At 42.2% G+C, this 17,896-nt stretch carries 9 protein-coding genes; 1 reads left to right on the top strand and 8 read right to left on the bottom strand.

Features of this window, described 5'->3' with window-relative positions; translation table 11 throughout:
- Positions 1-23: 23 nt before the first annotated feature.
- Together HGR01_RS22130 and HGR01_RS22135 are read right to left on the bottom strand one after the other, a co-directional pair.
- Complete coding sequence (locus tag HGR01_RS22130) at positions 24-1,250, bottom strand: CHAT domain-containing protein (protein ID WP_045871527.1); 1,227 nt, start codon at positions 1,248-1,250, stop codon at positions 24-26.
- Positions 1,247-4,423: a hypothetical protein gene (locus HGR01_RS22135; protein ID WP_052335254.1), complete on the bottom strand. Its 3,177-nt coding sequence runs from the start codon at positions 4,421-4,423 to the stop codon at positions 1,247-1,249. The genes HGR01_RS22130 and HGR01_RS22135 overlap by 4 nt, the downstream gene beginning before the upstream one ends.
- Before the next feature lie 512 nt (positions 4,424-4,935).
- Between HGR01_RS22135 and HGR01_RS22140 the strand changes: the two genes are divergently transcribed.
- The gene (locus HGR01_RS22140) at positions 4,936-6,033 is read left to right on the top strand and encodes a DNA sulfur modification protein DndB (protein WP_045871526.1); all 1,098 of its coding nucleotides are present in this window, start codon (positions 4,936-4,938) and stop codon (positions 6,031-6,033) included.
- Between the two features lie 66 nt (positions 6,034-6,099).
- Here HGR01_RS22140 and dpdD read toward each other — a convergent pair whose 3' ends face one another.
- From dpdD to dpdJ, 6 genes are all read right to left on the bottom strand, one after another.
- Entirely contained in the window at positions 6,100-8,367 is a 2,268-nt protein-coding gene (gene dpdD / locus HGR01_RS22145) for a protein DpdD (protein WP_045871525.1), read from the bottom strand.
- A 101-nt stretch (positions 8,368-8,468) separates the two neighbouring features.
- Positions 8,469-8,984 carry a phospholipase D-like domain-containing protein DpdK gene (gene dpdK / locus HGR01_RS22150; RefSeq protein WP_045871524.1) on the bottom strand — a complete coding sequence of 172 codons (516 nt, stop codon included), beginning with the start codon at positions 8,982-8,984 and terminating at the stop codon, positions 8,469-8,471.
- 40 nt (positions 8,985-9,024) lie between these two features.
- Complete coding sequence (locus HGR01_RS22155) at positions 9,025-9,681, bottom strand: hypothetical protein (protein WP_052335252.1); 657 nt, start codon at positions 9,679-9,681, stop codon at positions 9,025-9,027.
- A gap of 3 nt (positions 9,682-9,684) precedes the next feature.
- Positions 9,685-12,711, bottom strand: a complete 3,027-nt coding sequence (locus tag HGR01_RS22160; RefSeq protein WP_045871523.1) for a class I SAM-dependent DNA methyltransferase — start codon at positions 12,709-12,711, stop codon at positions 9,685-9,687.
- A gap of 37 nt (positions 12,712-12,748) precedes the next feature.
- Positions 12,749-13,222: a hypothetical protein gene (locus HGR01_RS22165; protein WP_045871522.1), complete on the bottom strand. Its 474-nt coding sequence runs from the start codon at positions 13,220-13,222 to the stop codon at positions 12,749-12,751.
- A 127-nt stretch (positions 13,223-13,349) separates the two neighbouring features.
- Positions 13,350-17,894 carry a protein DpdJ gene (gene dpdJ / locus HGR01_RS22170; RefSeq protein ID WP_045871521.1) on the bottom strand — a complete coding sequence of 1,515 codons (4,545 nt, stop codon included), beginning with the start codon at positions 17,892-17,894 and terminating at the stop codon, positions 13,350-13,352.
- Positions 17,895-17,896: the final 2 nt, after the last annotated feature.

The raw sequence follows: 17,896 nt of genomic DNA on the forward strand, positions 1-17,896 counted from the left end.
TCCAAATGTGTATAAATTACCATCTACAAATTAATTAATTTTACCAAAGCTGGTTTCTGTCTCACTCGATAACTTGCCGGACTATAAACCCCATAAGCCAATCCCAACGGATTGTTAAATTCCTTCAAAAAATACCACCTCGTTGCCCGTAATGCCTCCCCAATTGTCATAATTTTAACAACTTTATCCCCAGTTACTTCATCCATCACCACCATCCCCCGCAGAAAAAACTCATAAAACACCTTCGCAAACGCCGCCGCAAACATATCCGGTACAGGACAAGCTGTAGCAATCACCGCAGCCGCCCCATGCTGAATAAACACCTTGGGTAAATTGAATGTCCTGCGTAACTCATCCACACCCCCAGCCGACTGACAAGCATTAAGAAACACTAATGGCTGACACAGAAATTTCCCCTGGCGCAACAAAAATTTGTAAGTTTCTAACTCCAGCACCAAGCCATTTTCTGTAATCTCCTCATCTCTAATAAAAGAAATCAGCAGCTTATCCCCCAGTCTAGTCTCCTTACAATGGCAGGCAAAATGCAACATATTGTGGCTAGCCTTGTAAAGATATTTGAGTAAATCATCACCCAAAGGATCGCTGGATTTACCATTAGTCAAGTTGCAAGCTGTCCCCAGCAACGTGAAGCGGTCTTTTCCTGTCACCCTCACCAACCTTTCAATTTCTGGTCTTTCATTTTTATGAGCATGAAGCAACCTGTGATGCAAGCAAAATAACATATCAGAAGGTTGAGCTTGCTCCAAAACATAATCTGCGATATCTTTTTCTGGGTTGAGAATCCGAGCCGGGGTGTAGCGCATTCCCCAAAACATTTCAGGATTTCCCTGTTCATAGTCCTCTTCAGTTCCCTCAAACAGAACTTCCCAAGGAAAGGGCATAACTTCTGAAACAAAGGTGGGAGCTATATTTTCATTTAAGCGAAAGTTAAGAATTTTATTTGGTTCATCTTCACCAAAAAAAGCTTGGTAGGCTGTTCGTCCCCATTCAGCTAATTTGATTAAATATTTATTGCACAAACCCACATCTAGTGCAAGGCTTTTTTCTTTATTAATAGTTATTCTTAAATCATCAAAACAATTTAAAATTTCTTCTGTCAGCATCTCTAAAACTTTATCATCAGGTTTAGAAAATCTCCACCGACCAATTGAGTAGTAATCTTTTTCGATTATAATTTCTAAGCAAGAACTAGCCAAATTTACACCAACTGGACTGCCAACTCCTCTCATTGCGCCTCACCGTCCTGCTTAACAATATTCAGTGCAAAACGCAAATTGTGAACAGATTCTATCCCGTCCTCAAAGTATACTTGAACTAACACTGACCGACTTTCCATCTCAGCAGGGACAGTGAGCGTAAACCAACCTAAATAATCTCCGGTAGCTGTGCGTGTCATAAGTATTGAATCACCAGGAGTAACCTGCAATCCGGACGTGACGATAAAAACACGTAAATCATCAAAACTTAAATCTTCAGCCACCTCCATTAATCGATTCTCGTACCATACAGGAGGAGTACGGCGCAGGCTAACGCGAAACCTTACCGTGCTTCCTGGGGATACTGAGTCGTCAATTTCTTGACCTATAGGTTCCACAACCGCATAGCCCTGTCCCTGTACAGGTCGGTAAGGACGCGCCATTGGGTCGCCAAATAATACATAAGCCAGCCAGTCCAAGGATTCTGGTACAACGGTTTTAGCCAATCTGCAAGCCGTTTGGAACGCCACACCCAAAGTTTGCCCTGCCCAAATGCTGTTATAAAAAGCACTAACAAAAGCTGCTTCCACATTCGGTTGCACCGCCCAGAGGGAACCAACAAACGCGCTACAACCTGCTCTGACAAAGGTAGAAGCCCAGGTTTGCTCTAATGCTGTTAATTCCGGTTGCCCTGCATTTAGATAGCTTAAAGATACAAGGGGATGATTGCGACGTAGACTCAGTTTGGCTGGTTGCACCTCACGCTCAATATCCTGAATATCGCTACTGCTATTAACCCGCACTGGCGCATCCTGGCGGTTCGTTGTGTCCACAGATTGACCATAGCGAATTAAATGCAAGCCACGTATTGATTCAAACAAACTAATATCATTAAATATACCAGCTTGCATGGAAATTGGCGGCGGTGCGCCTGATGAGTGCAAAAGCTCAGTCCAAAGTTCAGGTTGTTCCACACTAGCATAATAGGCAACATTCACCGCGCCCACAGGAAACTCATAGGGTCGTGCTTTCTCTAACTCCCAAGGCCAGCGACCGATAATAAAGCGATCACCTAAAAATTTCTGCCCATCATGTAATAATTCCCAAGGAAACCAAGCATCCTGGTCAGCTAATATTAGTAAAGTGAAAGGCTGATTAAAGCTGGCTATGGTGCGAAAAGTATTTTGCAGTTCCTGTGGGAGTAAGGAGTAAAACAGGTACTGACCGAGAGAAACAAGGCGAGAACGGAAATCTTCTGTGACGCTACTTGCTGCTTCCTCAAGGGTGGTTTTTAATAATGAGTGCGATCGCTCGACCCAATTAGTAGATAAAGACTGTGAATTGTAGTCAACATCATCCGCGAACAGCAGGCGTGGTTGATAGCTATCAATGTGATAATTGAAAGTACAAGCGGAGATATCTGCGTTCCAAGTAGTACGCACTTGGAGAATTATATCTGGTTGGGGAACGGGACGCGATCGGGCAGCAATGAGGGGCTGTAGTTCTGTTTCTTCAAATGCAGTAACTTCTACTTCTGTTTCGAGAGTAGTTTTGTAAGTTTCTCCACAGTAAAGTTCTGCTTGAATTTTCGTTTTACCTGAACGCAAGGCGGTAAGATTGAAGCTTGCTGTTTGGATTACGTTGGCAGTGTCTGGATCGATAGGTAAGCTTGTGGTGTTATCGCTGTTAAACTGAAAACCGGGAGCAGTCAGAAATATATTAAGTTCACTTCCAATAGCATCAGTCCTTGAAACTTCAAGAAGATAAGCATTGCTGCTATCATTTCCATCTGGACTCAACTCAACAGTTACTGCCAATTCCCCTCCAACCGTAGTTGAATGTGATGATATGTTGAAGAATAGATGAAAACAAACTATCGGTTCTGACTGGGTGATTGGAAATGGGTTAACAATATCTAAAGACTCTTTCTGTTCTGATTGAATTAGTGGAGTTCGACCACCACCACCAAGGCGTAACCATTTTTCCTCTTGCTCATACCAATCCAATCCAGACAGGTGACAAATTTCTGCTAAAACTAGTTCTGGAATACCATTATCACTGTTGTTCAGTATGATTTGTACTGTTTCATCTATTTGGTTTATCAGATTAGTTGGCAGTTCGTCCACCGTAAATTCTAGCCAGTTAGTCAGTTCATCTTCAGAAAATTCAGTAAGTACAGGTAGCTTAACAGGTGTATATGGGTTCCAGGTTGGGTCTAACGTTTCAGCAAAAGGAATATTCCAGCTACCCACACACCCCTCATAGTCAACCAGGAACATTAATAATCGGAATTGACTTGCTGATTCCTTCTTAATTGATATCACTTTATTCACCAATGGTTGCCAGAAATCCTGTATCAACTCTTGTAGAAAACCTTCACTCAGGGAATCGACACCAAAGAAAATTAGCAGCACATTTTGAGTCAGCCACCATTGATAAAATCGTTCGACAATTTCCTCAATTGTGCTTCGTCTCCCTAGACCGACTCTACCCCTAAGTTCATGCCATAAAGCTGCAATGTCATTCCTCCGAGCAATACGGCTTAATTCAATTCTGATAACTTTTCCGCTCGTGATGAGACTGGGAAAGTATTGAACTACTAACCGATTTAACAACCAGCCCTGACCATAGAGAATTCTTTCTAAAGTTCGTTTTTGGAAGCCACTCATCTGGCGTAGCTTCGGGAGATAGGTGTCAATTACCTCTAAAATTAGGTTTGCTGTTCGCTGTTGCTCTGTATCACCACTAAGTAAAGGTGTCATGCAGCTTTGTACTGCTATGTTCCTTCGAGGTACGCGACGAGAAGCGACACTAAACTTAATATCTGCCACTAAACGCTTGCTATTGCTGATGCGGTGCGCTACTTTGAGGTTGTTTTCTCGAACAATTCTTTGACGGAGTTTTGATAGCAACCTTACAGTTTCTGCGATTCGACTGCGAAAAATCCAGCCATCAGGAGACTCTTCTTGGTTAAAGCGGATAATTTGCAAGTCATTTGCCAGTTGCGCTAAAGCTTTTCTGAGTGCTTCTGGTTTTTCTTCAGGAGTTAACTTGATGTCTTCGGAAGGTTGAAAATTATCAATTACTTCAACCCCTGCCATTGTTACATCATAAATGCCATAGGCAACTTGTTCTGCTTCGCGTTGTTCAATGAAGGTCAGAACTTCATCAGCCAGGCGTTTTATTGTGTCAAGGTCTAAGCTCATGGTTTTTGGACTCTAAGGTAGATGAACCTAGTAAGCTAGAATTGGCTAATTTCACATCAGATGACGACGCTTTAGCTAGCGTCAATTTTTTTCTGCCCATATTTTTTGAACGAGCTACCCTGCGTTACCAAGCATTTTGCACGCTTATTAGCTGTCTTCACTTTTTCTTCGACCCATATTTGAACGGGCAGTCCTGCGCTGTTCAAGAAGTTCTTCCTGTAGCAAATTTTGCTTGTTTTCGTCTTGCCAATCCCTAATCAGTCGCTTCAGCGCTACATTTACGATGTCTTGTAAACTTGGGGCATCACTGGTTCGATTGGGAGCAAGCATTTGCTCGCATGAGTGTCTAATTGTGTACAACTGGGCATAAATTTCATCTGGAATCCGTGCTTGGTGAGGCAATGGTTTTACTGCTGCTACATATCTCACCCCAGCATAAATACACAGACATAATTTCTGCTACCATGTATGCTTGTATGCAAGCTTAATTAAGCTATAGGAAAAGCAAAGTAATGTTTGAATTGGTTATCAAAGGCGTGCCTGTACAACGCGGTCAGGCGTGCGAGCATATGAGTTATGTCGCCAGCATCACATTTGGAGATGTTGCACGATTGCTGAATGACGGTCATCTATATATACCGAATATCCCAGATTTACCAGACTTGGCTCAACGCAAACTTAACGTGACACGGGTTAAAGCAATAGCCCGATATATCCTAGAGACTTACCAAGATGGAACTACATTTTTTCCACCGATTTGCGTTAACGTTCAGCCATCGCCAACTTACAGAGATGGTAATATCTATCTTCCTTACCATTCGGTTAGTTTGCGGTTAACCGATGGTCAGCATCGATGCTATGGGATTCGCCAAGCATTGCAAGATATCCAGGCGCAAGAGTCGGAATATGCCATTATCCTTTCACAATTAGAAATTGGCGTGTTGATATATGCAGGACTGTCATTAGAAGAGGAACGCCAAGCTTTCCGCGACCAAAACCTATTAGTCCAAAGACCAAGTGTGTCGCTATCCCATGCTTTTGATAAGCGATCGCCCACGGTTTTAATCGCCAAGGACTTGATCTGCCGAGTTCCTCAGTTTCGTGACAATGTGGAGACAGTAGAAAACGGCTTGGGTAAGCACAATCCTAAGTTGCTGACCTTATCAACATTAGTCACCGCTACTCAACGGATGTTCCCCAATTTAAAATCTCAAACCGATTTGGAATCTCTGATTGATTGGGCGACAACCTTTTGGGCAGCAACAGCAAGCATTATCCCTAACGATCCTTGGAGGATTATGAATAAACAGGAGCGTGCTACCCAAAGACAGGAATTAGTAGCAGTCAGTGCTGTTGTTTTTCAGGCGTTGGGTATGTTAGCTCATGATTTGTTATTGGAAAGAGTTCCGGCAGAAGATTTGGTTAAGTGGTTGAGTAGATTGCAAGAAATAGATTGGCAGCGGGACTCTCAGTTGTGGCGAGAACGAGGAGTAACCCAAGTTGGCGCAAGCGGAGAACCTATCATTTCTAATACAAAGACAACTGTTGATGCTTGCCATCGGGTTTTGCGTGAGTTTGCTGGTATTATTCCGATGAGCAATGTATCCTGAGGGTATCAAGTATCTCCCGAAGTCCGCGCAGTTATTGAAGACAACCTATTCTTACCTCTTGATTCCTCATCCAGCTAAATACTCCCGTATAGCACGCAGCATACTTGTACTACCTTTACTGTTAACCAAAAGAATCGGCGCAAGATGCGATGGACGATTCGCTTCAATAAAACCTGTGGCGGCGTGTTTAGCACTAGCCGTCACCATCACAATAATGTCAGAATTTTTCACCCACTGACGCAGCCTATCATTACCTCCCTTGTCATGGCTGAGATAAACTGTCACTTCTTTACAAGCTGCTTCTAAAATACTTTTTACTCTGATTGCTGCGGTTTCTGTGAGAGTGTAAATAAGAACAGATTTATTCTGGAGTTTTTGGAAAACATTAGCCTCAACTTCCAGGTTTTGCTCGACTAAACTGGCTTGTTCGCCAAGCAAATCTGGAAGCGATTCTCCTAAGTGTAAATCTTTTACCAAAGCGCGAAAGATTCCCCTTTGCACTTCATCAATACGTTCTGTAAAACGGCGTATAGTTTCAGCCGTAGCAAATAGAAGTTGTTCGCGCTTTTCTGGGACTGGGCAAGGGTATGATATTAGTACATCAATTAAATCAAGCATCCAATCAACTTTTTTGGGTGAGGCGAACCTGTCCCAAAGCTCCAAAGCATAGTCTACAATCTCTGTATATTTTGCTGTATTAACTCCTAAAGTTAAAATAGCGATCGCTAAATCATTGAACAAAACCAAATCAACATCCCCACCCTCTGTACTCAGGACTAGCAGTTCTAGTAATGAGTAATAAAGACTCTCGAACTCGCCACGGGGAAATTGCTCATCTTTCTGAAAAAATCCCAGCAAATAAGGAAGCGCATCGTGCAGAACAGACTCAGCTGTTGAGCCTACTTTACTTAACAATTCGTCAAATTCTGCCACCGCCTGTGGTTTTGTAAGCAAGCTAGTGACATCCCATTCGGCAGAACCCTGGCGTGCAGTGTATAACGCTCGTTCCCAGGTTGGCTTTTTATCCAGTTGCGATAACCACTCCAACCAATTCGTTGGGACAGATAAAGGTGTTGGGGTGTCTTTTGTTGTACCTTCCTGGCTTCCCCGCAGTTGGGTAAGAAAATCTTGATTCCAGCGTACCTTCAGCAAGGCTGTTTGCTCGTCAGCAGTCAACTCGTCAAAGGCTTGCAATGCAGCTTTTTCCACCGCCAACGTTTGCAACTCGTAGACGCATTGGAGGAGTAAGCGAACTTTCTCTTTCGACGACGGAATATTACAAAGCAATGAAAATGCTTGGTCGAAGTCTCCGTTTTTGGATAGCTGTTCGGCTTGTTGCAGGGGGTCGCCTTCGCTATTCGGGGTAGCATCTTTTAGCAGTGCAGCTAATCTTTGCAAATAGCTGCGGTGAGTTTCTTCAACTTCCGCAATTGCTAGCAGTTCGTCTCGAAGTGCAGGTTTCGTTGGTTCTCCACCTACCGCCAGCAGCATAAATAATTTCAGTACTTCTGGGATTTTACTACCTGCACGGACAGCAAAAAGATTCTTGTAACGGGGAAAAACTACTTCTTGGAAATAGGCTACAGCACTGCCGGGGGCGTTATTGTCCTCAAAATGTTGTAGTTCAGTGCGGTATACTGCCTTCAGCAGAGCTTGGGTAACGGCGAAGGGGCGGCGAACCTGCAAAAGATTGCCTAGTTCCGGGAGGGTAAGCAACTCGTTCCATTGCTCTAGTTCCGCCAAGAGTTGCACCCGCAAAAACAGCAGATTCAGCGCATCCAGACGATGCTGGTCTACAAGGTATTGTAGTGAGTTTTCCGCAGCAATGCGATCGCCTGCTTGCAATGCCATATAAAAGTCCCGCAGTACGCGACCTGTGGGACGGGGAATATCTGCGGCCCGTTTCACCCGTCTCTCACTCACTCGGCGCATCTGCTCTAGTGCTTCCCAAACATCTGTCGCTTGTCCGCACAGTTTGACCGCAGCGCCTCCAGTAAATTCGTAAACTGCTAATTCTATAGGGTCTTGGGGGTTTAGTTGCGCTCTTTGTCCACGAAATGTCGAATATGTGGGGCCAACAAACGCCATTAATTCTTCACTCAAACGGCGTAATTGGCGTTCCGAAAGGGCGATGGCGTACCAATCTACACTCTCGGAACGCCAGCAGGGAAGAATTGTTGGCTGAGGTTCGCCTTTGGTCAACAACTCGACCCAAGGACGAATTTTGGCTTGTTTTCCTTCACCACGTTCAATCTTGCCAAGGTCAAATTTGTTGTCAGTGCCAAAAAACTGCTCTAGGAAGTGGCGGATATCTGCATTGCTAGCATTAGTCATCGCTTTTGAATATCACATAGTTAATATAGTAGGATGTGTAATAAAAAATACTCAAATCGTTACAAGATTAAGAATTAAATAATCCAAAATCCAAAATAGCATTACGCCCCTCCCCATCGGTTAGTAAAAATCAACTGTTGTTCGGCGATCACTTCTGGGGATGTTTCATAAGTTACAACTTCCTCATTGATTGTAATACCGTTGTAGGTGAAGTTCATCGAACCTGCAAGATAATACCCATCTCCCAGGATACCTTTTGCGTGGAGTTCTTCGGTAATGTGGAATCGCACGGGAACGTCCTGATAATCAGTTTTGCCTTTGATTTGTTCAATAAATCTGTGGTTGTGAGAGTCGGGACGGGTAGCAATGTGTACAGTCGTTCCCCGTTCGGCTAGGGTGGCGAGGACTTGGGAGAGGCGAATGCGGGAACGACTCCATGAGGGTTCTAAGCATAGGAAGGTGTTGGCGGTGTTATCGATAACGGGGATGTCAGATATCCACGGGGAAACAAGCCACACGCATTGGCTAGGGGTGATAAGTTCGGCGACAAAGATTGTTTGGAGTAAGTCAGGGATTTGGCGGGAACTTAGGCGGGAGTGAATATAGCGGGAAGGCATTTAATTTATTAAATTTTAGGAGATTCTTAAGGATAAAAATTTAATTAACTATAAGAAATAAATGGAGAATCGTCATTAAATCCTTTTGACCGTATTGAAGATGACGAGTACGATATAAATTTGGTGTTTTTCCAAAACCAGGCTCATCAATCCAATCTTCTTTCAAACGTATATCACCTTTATATTTATTCAGGCGATCGCAAATCAAATCAATACACTCAGGAACCTTACCGTCAATCACAAAGCCTAGCATTGCTGCATAGTCATGACCTATACTGTAAGTTCCTACAACAAATCTTTTTACACCCTCTAAAACATATTTTGTCGCTAAATTTCTATCTGGTTTTGTACTGCTGACTCGCTTACACTCAATACCAAAATAATCTTCACGATCCCATGAATAAATCATTTTAAAATCAATAAAACCATCTGGCTTAAAGCTCTTGTCAGAACGTCTTGTTGCTGCTTCATTATCAATTATTGGTGGCCCATTTATACCCCGGCGTTCCTTTTCAACCCACATCTCATTGTGTAAAGCTCCAGCAATAGTCTCTTCATCACTTTTAGTATTAATTTCTGGTTTTTGGCATACTTGAATCCAAGCTGCTTGAATGAGATCAAGGACTGTGGCAATAATATCGTATCGTTTAATAAATGATGGTTGTCCAACAGCACCTGAATCATCCAATGGCAACATAATTTAACGATTCCTAAAATGTTCAGCTAAAACAGTATCGGCATCATTCAACCCAGCAGAACGAGTCCAGTAACGCAGTTGAGCAGGTTTAATAATATATAAGTATTCACCGACATATATTCTGGCATTTCGTCGGGTGAAAACGCGGTCAGCCAATTGTGGCGGTAGTTGTTCCGCAATGCTTTTCAGCACAGTCACCAAATCCTCAGCCTGAACAGTTTGTATAACTGGCTCACGACCTGGATATGGTACTATGCTAAATTTAACCACCTGTAATGGTGCTTTAGGAATACTCAATATCTCAGCAACTATACTTCTTTCGTTAAGTGTTTGAAGAAAGGGTTTAATAACACTCATGAATTGTATAGCATACGCTTCTAAATCAGCAGTTTGAGGTCTTCTTAATGCTGTAGATTTCTCACGATTCATATACCAATCAATCGTGATTTGTGTAGTATCTTCAACTAAAACACGTTCATGATCCTCTAAACCGTAGAGATTAAATACAGCTTCATCAAGTTGTTTTTTCAAATCTTTCTCAACAGGTTTCTTGGGAGATTCACGCAATCTACCTTCTATTTCAATAATTTGATTAATAAATCTTTCGTTATCTTTATTTGGTTTAGGAACACGAAGACGTTCTAAATCTTGTGTTTTTATTTCCTTGCGCTCAATACCCCATGAAGAAGCTGTTAAGAATAAAAAATAACTGGTTATTGAAGAATTTATAATACCGTTTAAGTAGTGAGCTAAGTGGACTTTATTTTTTGCAAAAGAAATACCTGAATACCTTTGTGTGTAAACAATATCTTCTTGACTAAAAGCAGAAAATGCCTCATTCCCATCAATACTTTGTGAAATTATAACCAATGGAGCTTTATAAATTTGCGAATCCCTTGGCGACTCCATTGTTGCAGGTGGTAAGTCTAGTTCGTTTAAATCAATTTGATATCTAGGCATTTTGCTAGAAGCTAGACATTTTTTGTCCATCAATTCTGCCGGAACTTTACGATGATGTCCATACTTAAATCCATTCTTAGGTGGATTTCCTACAACTTGTTCAATGTTTGGAAAATTTCCCAATTTTTGGAGCAGACGTATATCTCTAGCACTACCCCAAGTAGCAACTTTCAGCATATCTGAGTCGCAAGCTGTGCTAAAAACTGGTAGTTTTTTAATATGCTCTGTTCCAATTTCAACAATGCCATGTCGTCGGAAATCTATAGAACGTTCTGGACATACAAAGTAAAAGGAATCTCTTTGTTCTGAAGGTTTACCTTCTGCTATTAAAATTATTGGTGGAGCTTCAGAGTTAGGGAATAAATTATCTCTGTAGAGCTTAGATAGATTTACTATGACTTTTGGTTTATATCTCATCAACAGAGATTTTTTTGCTTTTTTGGCTGCTGTGTCATTGCTAAAAAAAGGCTTACCATGCAAAATTAAACCAATGCAAGTTTTATCATTAGCAAAGTCGCCAATACGCCATAAAAATGCTTGGTCTGGAGGTGTACCATAAGCTGTAGGATATCCATCTGGATAACCCGAATCAGGACGCTTACGCTTACAATATTCTTCTGCTGATTTATTAGATTTAGGTTTTGTCCAAGGTGGATTACCAACGATTGCGCTAAATTGTTTATGTGCAAATTGTTCTATTTGATTAAATTCTGCTTTTTCATCAAATGCGTCATTGGCAAATAAATTATTACCTATCAGCTTTTGAAATTTTAAATCATTTGTTAATTGACGATGTTGCTCTAATTCATAATCTAATTCCAAAGCAGTAAGGTAAAGACTAAAAGCCGCAATCTGAACTGCTTCTGGATTAATATCTACACCATAAATTTGATTGTAGAGAGTTTCACGAATTAGATGACGAGTTGGTGTTTCTCCATTAGCCCAGCGTTTAACAACTAATCTCCGCAAAGATTCAACTAAAAATACACCTGAGCCACAAGCAAAATCTAGAACTTTAGCATTACCATCAAGTTCTTTAAATACTTCAGAAAGTACTAAATCAACCAAATTTATAGGTGTATAATGGGTACTATTTTCTTTTGCTGATTTGGAATCAGTAGCATAAATAAAACTTTCATAAATTGAACTAATTAATTCTATAGGTATGACTTTGAAATCATAAGCCCGCCATAGACGTTGTTGACCTGTTGCTATTTCTTCTACACCACCTATTAAACTTTGTGCAACTTCAAGATGTTTTTTAGCTACAGCATCTCTTTCTTTTATTGATACAGGAAATAAATCCCCATTAAAAATCGTTTGCAACCACTCAAATAACTCATAAGTCGCTAGTTTATCATTTAGGAGTTCATTAAATGAATCTACTCCAAAGCGGCTAGAGAAAAATTCTTGATTTAAAATATCTCTATCTTGCAGATAAGCAACAAAAACAGAACGTATTAAAATAGCATGAGCAAATTGACGCTCTAATTTTTTTTCTTTTGTTAATTTCTCTTCAGCCTCATTTAAATCTCTTACAAGAACTGAATCTACTCTTTGTTGACGGTCAATTTGCTTTGCTTTTTCCCACTGCCAAAACTCACCTGATTCAATTTGCAGACGACTAGCGAATTGATTCATACGGTTCAAGTCGCTTTCAGTAGTTTCAAAGCTTTCGATTAAATGTCGGTTTGGATCATTTTCATCTTGTTTTGTGGGTTGAGAATAACAATTATAAAGTAATACCTCATCAGGTGTAATCACCCACAACATCGGGGCTAAACCATGATTCCAAGACAGTTTATGTAGTTTAGCTAACTTTCTAGGATTAGGTTCTTTTAATTGAGTAAAATAAATACAAGGTGAACCAGACAATTCATAGATTGCTGTAGCGTTAATTTGTTCAGTATCAATTACAGCACTATATTTAATGCGCTTTTCTAAATACTGGTTGTTATTGCGAATATCTTCCGCTTTTGTAACTCCTGTAGTCGGCACACCATCACGATAGAAGCCAGTATGTGCCATTACTCGCTGGTATATTTTATTTACAGCTTTATTAGAACTCATTACTGGTTGCTCCTTGTGATTCTTATATGTATTTCTTTTACCCCTTCAAAACTATTCCTGTTCGTTTATCAAAATCTAAAACATGATGTTTCTCTGCTTCTCTGGCTAATTCTGTAATTACATCTCCAATTGCTCCAATTTCATTAATTACAACTTGTCCCTGATTTTTTCCAGAAGTTTCTAAAACCATCAAACCAAAATCTTGCATATCTTCAATTAAATAAAGTTGGGAATTAACAAAAACCAGACGATGTTTAAAAAAAGAATATTCATAATTTCTTAATTGTAAAAAAAGTAAAACTTTTCTGATTTCTTGTAATGAAAGCTTCTGTCTTAAACTTTCAATAGTTTTTATTTCTAGAATTTGCTGCCACTTATAAACGACTTTAGGGTGCTGAGGATTACCAAACTTTTCTGGCACTACCAACTCCGTTCTGTCTAAATAGCTTAGTCTGCCAGAGCTTATGCCAGTTAAAGCGATGGTTTCTTGTCTAGTAAATCCACTAGCCATAAAAGGTTTTGTACTCCATCGAAATACAGCGATGTTTTGTTTAAAAACTAGTTTAACTTTTAAACACTTGTTTTAAACATACCCCAAAACAAGATGTTTTTAACTTTTTGTTTAAAAACTGTTAATTTTACTGCACCGTTTCTCGCACCCGTAGCCTAACCCCAAACCCCTGCGGATACCTCTGCACCGCCTCAACCAAAGGGTAAACCTGCAAAAACCCAAGTTCCATAGGTTCAACAGCCAAACTCAAAATTGCTAACTTCAAATTTTCTCTCGCATCAGGAGGCGCTATGAGCGAAACCGAAGCACCTTGCTTAAACGCATCCTCTACCTGTTCCCGCCAGTCGGGTTCATCCAGCCAAACTGTGTGATCGCCCACTTGCAAAACATCCAGTAAAATTTCTCTATCTGCGTCGGGAATCACAGCAAAGGGATTATAGGAAGATAAAGTACGCGATCGCACTATATTTCCCCTTGCCCACAACAGCCCATAAATCACTTGAAACCGCCAATAGGGATTAGGCTGCACTAAACCAAGATGCAACAACGCCCGATCCAATTGGTCATAGTTGCTAGCGACATGGGCAAACACCCTGGCATCAATTTCAATACCTAAACGCGCTTCCTCCTGATGCCACAAACGAATCAAATCCAGCAGCAGTTTATCGGTTTCTGGGGTACTTCCAGGACGCAAAACCCTTGCGTTAATTGCAGTCATCACCGGATGCATTACCAAAATCCCTTCAGAGGACAGGACTTTGCGGAGGAGATCGCTAGCTTGTTTTAATTCACCATATCCTGCGGCGAACCGCACATCTGCCATTGCATCGGTAACATCTGCGCTAGTTTGGGTTAACTCCAGTAACCGCGTCAGTTCCGAGTCCACAATCTCAAAATCCGTAGGTGACAATGCACTCCCCGCCAAGCGGAAAAAATTCGCCGGGTCAGCAGCATAACGCCGCAAGATTTCCTCAATCACCCCGCCGCCACCAATCGTAGATTCAGTTATCCAAATTTCTTCTAGTCCCTCAGAAATAGCAGGTGCATCTGGTGGACGAGGGCCAGGATCGATATCTAAAATCAGGTCGCCCAAATCAAAATGAGGACACAATTGTCCGCAAGCATCCAGTAATGCCCCTCCCAAGGTCGCTCTAAAACGTAACGCTGCCCAAGAATGCCACTCCTCATCAGGTTCTGACCAAAGAATCGGTGCCAGGTCATTTAATATAGTTTGGATGATATCTGCGTTGCCAAGTGCTAGCAATCTATCATGTACCCTCTGCCGTCCCTGAATTTGTTCCGGTGCAGATTCCCCTTCTTCCAGTAAGGTTTCCTCAACATTCAATGTTTGGAAGATATTGTCCAGAACCCTTGCCATTTCTTGACCTATATTTTCACCCAAAAGCACTTCAAAAGCTTCAGATAAGGAGATTTGGGCTGTTAAGGCGCGGTCGGTAAGCATCGATATATATATTTGATAAAGCCATTCCCGTTGAAAGACATTTGTTAACTCACACAATCTGTCATCTGTCAATACCCGATATCGGAAATATGCCGTGCGAAACGCCCGAATCTTCGCTTGATTGGCATCCCTGGAACTTATACTAAAATTAGGCGGAATCCGAAAGCGAAATACTAGACCGTCAACAGATTGGGCAAATCCCACAGCCGTCGGACTACCATCCTGTCTCTGGGTGAAGCGAATTGTTGTATCAAGTTCCTGGCCATTGTCGAAGCGGATGTTTGCATGGGATGCGATCGCAAACCGCCGCACTTGCAGAGGCGATTGTTGAGTGTGAGTAAAGCAACAAACTTCTGTGATAATTTTGCACCAGGGGGAACCTTGAGGCAGTTCGAGTTTTATTCCCAAGTCGGGTGGTATAATTTGACTGCGCCATTCCAATTGGGCGTTAGAGGTAATTGAGATATTAGCCGGAACTTGGGTAGGATTTATTGCCCAAGGGCGAATACAGCGAATATCTACAATTTGTCCATCTTGCCACGATTGAAAATACCCTGCTTCTTCAAACTCGGCACAATAATCTTCTACGGGTAATTCTTGTTCTCTTTGTTGCAAATCTGACGGAGCAATCCAGTGGGTTGCATAAATATGCTGCACCCCGAAACGGCGCGTCGCCCTTCCTGGTGTAAAGGTTTTCAGGGCTTGGACAATTGGCATAGAATTAACATCTGGCTCGCTGTTGCGCGTTTGTGCAGGTGTAGTAATAGTTACTTCTGGCAACAGCAGGTCACTAAATAAGTTCGGGGGAACAAAATCAGGTAACGGGTCACGGGTTTGATAGTCTTGGTCTGATTCATCTGGGTGAATCGGAAGGCGCTTCCAACCAGACTCTAAACGCCGTAGCAAAGTAGGAAGCACCGACATCATTAATGACCTGGGCGGTTCCCAAAGAATTGCTTCAACTTCATCTTTGGTCAGGTGTAGTGCTGATTGTAGATACGTCTCTAAGTTACGTTGTCCTGCTTCTGTTTCGAGAATATTTTTGATTAGTTCTATTTCTAGTCGCTGACGGTTAATTAAGTAGAAATCGGTACTAGCAAAGTCTCTCCAGACACTACCTCTAGTTGCAGCTAATTGCTGTCCAACCCAATCCATAAAGGCGAAAACTGCCTGAATGCGAATAACATAGCGGTTGGCGATGGGAAGCGATCGCTTTTCTAAAACTGGGTTAAACAGCATATCGTAGCCTTGATAGGCGATTCTGTCCCGTCCGTAGTCAGACAGCACCACCACTGTCCAAGGTCGCATACTTCTGCGTCGTCCCGCCCGTCCTTTCCTTTGCAGGAAAGATGCCATATCTCGCGGTGCTTTGTGCTGGATAACACCTCCAACTTCTGGGTCGTTAAATCCCACTTCCAGAGATGCAGTAGCAACAATTACATCTGCATTTGGGGTAACTCCGGTATCTTGGGAACTAGTGCGCCCAATACTTAAAGGCAGTTCCAAGCCATGACCAATTTCTTCGCATAACAGCCAGGATTGTGCGGCAATCAGCCTTTCTCTACCATTAGCAGCACCATGCGATCGCAATGCTGCTAATGGCTGTCGTCCACGCAAAGGACGACCCCAACTGTCTCGACCTTCGGCATCTAAAAGGTTGTGGAATAAACGATTGGTAACATCTAAGTCATCAGTGAAGGCAAAAACACGGGAACCATAGAAACCTTTGCTAGGGGGGTCTTCAGATGGGTCGAGTACACGCCGCAGCAGCATCGCCGTTTGGATGCTTGTAGATAAAAGACTTGTCCCTGATACTGGGTCGCCCCTGAGAACCAATTGATACTCCATCCCCTCTCTGCGAGACGCTACGCGAACAGCAATTTGGTCTTCACCAGGAGAAATTTCTTCCACTGAACCAGGGTTTAAACCTGTAAGTTGACTGAAAAATTCTGCTGCACTTTCTAGAGTTGCCGAAAGTCCAGTAAATTGAACTTTCTTGTTAATGATTCTCTGCCAACGCCGCAGCAGGTAAGCAACTTGTGCGCCGTGGATACCTGTATAAGTATGCACTTCATCCAACAAAACTAGCTGAGGCTTTTTCACGGCCGCGATGCCAAATACATGACTGTAACGGGAGTCTCCCATAGACCGATTTAGCATTTCTGTGCTGGTAAAAACCAGGTCTGGGGGATTCTTCGCCATGCGATCGCGTGTCAAAATTACTTCGTCTTCTTGGATAACAGCACCGCAGGATGGGTTGAGACAAGAAAGCTTTTCTCTACCAGCTTCTACATCAGCCCGTCGCCAAGATAGCGCACCTTCACATCTGGGACACCGCAGGTAAGGACAAGTAAACCCACCACTTTCAGGTTCCCATTTATCCTGTACCCGATCCAAAGTTGCGCTTCTGGGAGTTAAGCCAAAAAATGCACCAATAAGAATTTTACGCTTACCTTCTGCTTTGAGGACAGCATCGAGACGACGTGCTTCTTGATAGGTTTCAGAAAATTGGTCTTTGAGAAGTTCGTTACGGGGATAAATTGCCAGTCCTTTACACCAATACTCATCCTTTTTCAACAAACTTGCAATATGTGCCAGTGCTGGTAAGTAAAAAGATAAAGTCTTTCCGGTTCCTGTCCCAGCACAGACAATCATCCCACGACTTTTTGTGCTGTTTAAATCCTGCAACATCCGCCTTGTAGCGCGTAGCTGGAAGTCTGCAAGTTGAACTTCACCGCGATCGTGAGAAAGCAGTATCGCTGTAACGGCTTTTTGCTGTATGGGAGTTAGCAGTTTGTCTGCTGCCAACTGCTCAATTACTGCTTCTGGCGTAATATACCTGTTAGGATAAATTCTCGGACGGATTTGTAAGCGATAATCAGCAACTAGGGTAGGAGATGTTTGCCAATTATTATTCGGGAACAGTTGGCGAAGACGGGCAAATAATCTCACTGCTTCCGCCATCCGGGTGCGGAAAAGGCGATCGCCTCTAAGATTCAATTCAAACAACAATTTCCGTTCAAGGATTTGGTCTAAAAAAGCCCAAACATCCTCATCAATTTCGCAAGTATTTAGAAAATCTTCCGCAAGTTCTACAATTTCATTTTCAGAAAATCCACCATCAACGATTCCCCACGTCAAAAGTTGGACTTCTTGGCGTTCCAAATTATCTAAAAACTCTCTAATTATTTTATCCCAATTAGTAGTCACCC

It is taken from the genome of Tolypothrix sp. PCC 7712 (assembly GCF_025860405.1).
Lineage (GTDB): Bacteria > Cyanobacteriota > Cyanobacteriia > Cyanobacteriales > Nostocaceae > Aulosira > Aulosira diplosiphon.

What these genes read in the sequence shown, in the direction of transcription:
- HGR01_RS22130 (WP_045871527.1), bottom strand. Translation starts at nt 1,250, where the DNA reads ATGAGAGGAGTTGGCAGTCCAGTTGGTGTAAATTTGGCTAGTTCTTGC.
- HGR01_RS22135 (WP_052335254.1), bottom strand. Translation starts at nt 4,423, where the DNA reads ATGAGCTTAGACCTTGACACAATAAAACGCCTGGCTGATGAAGTTCTG.
- HGR01_RS22140 (WP_045871526.1), top strand. Translation starts at nt 4,936, where the DNA reads ATGTTTGAATTGGTTATCAAAGGCGTGCCTGTACAACGCGGTCAGGCG.
- dpdD (WP_045871525.1), bottom strand. Translation starts at nt 8,367, where the DNA reads ATGACTAATGCTAGCAATGCAGATATCCGCCACTTCCTAGAGCAGTTT.
- dpdK (WP_045871524.1), bottom strand. Translation starts at nt 8,984, where the DNA reads ATGCCTTCCCGCTATATTCACTCCCGCCTAAGTTCCCGCCAAATCCCT.
- HGR01_RS22155 (WP_052335252.1), bottom strand. Translation starts at nt 9,681, where the DNA reads ATGTTGCCATTGGATGATTCAGGTGCTGTTGGACAACCATCATTTATT.
- HGR01_RS22160 (WP_045871523.1), bottom strand. Translation starts at nt 12,711, where the DNA reads ATGAGTTCTAATAAAGCTGTAAATAAAATATACCAGCGAGTAATGGCA.
- HGR01_RS22165 (WP_045871522.1), bottom strand. Translation starts at nt 13,222, where the DNA reads ATGGCTAGTGGATTTACTAGACAAGAAACCATCGCTTTAACTGGCATA.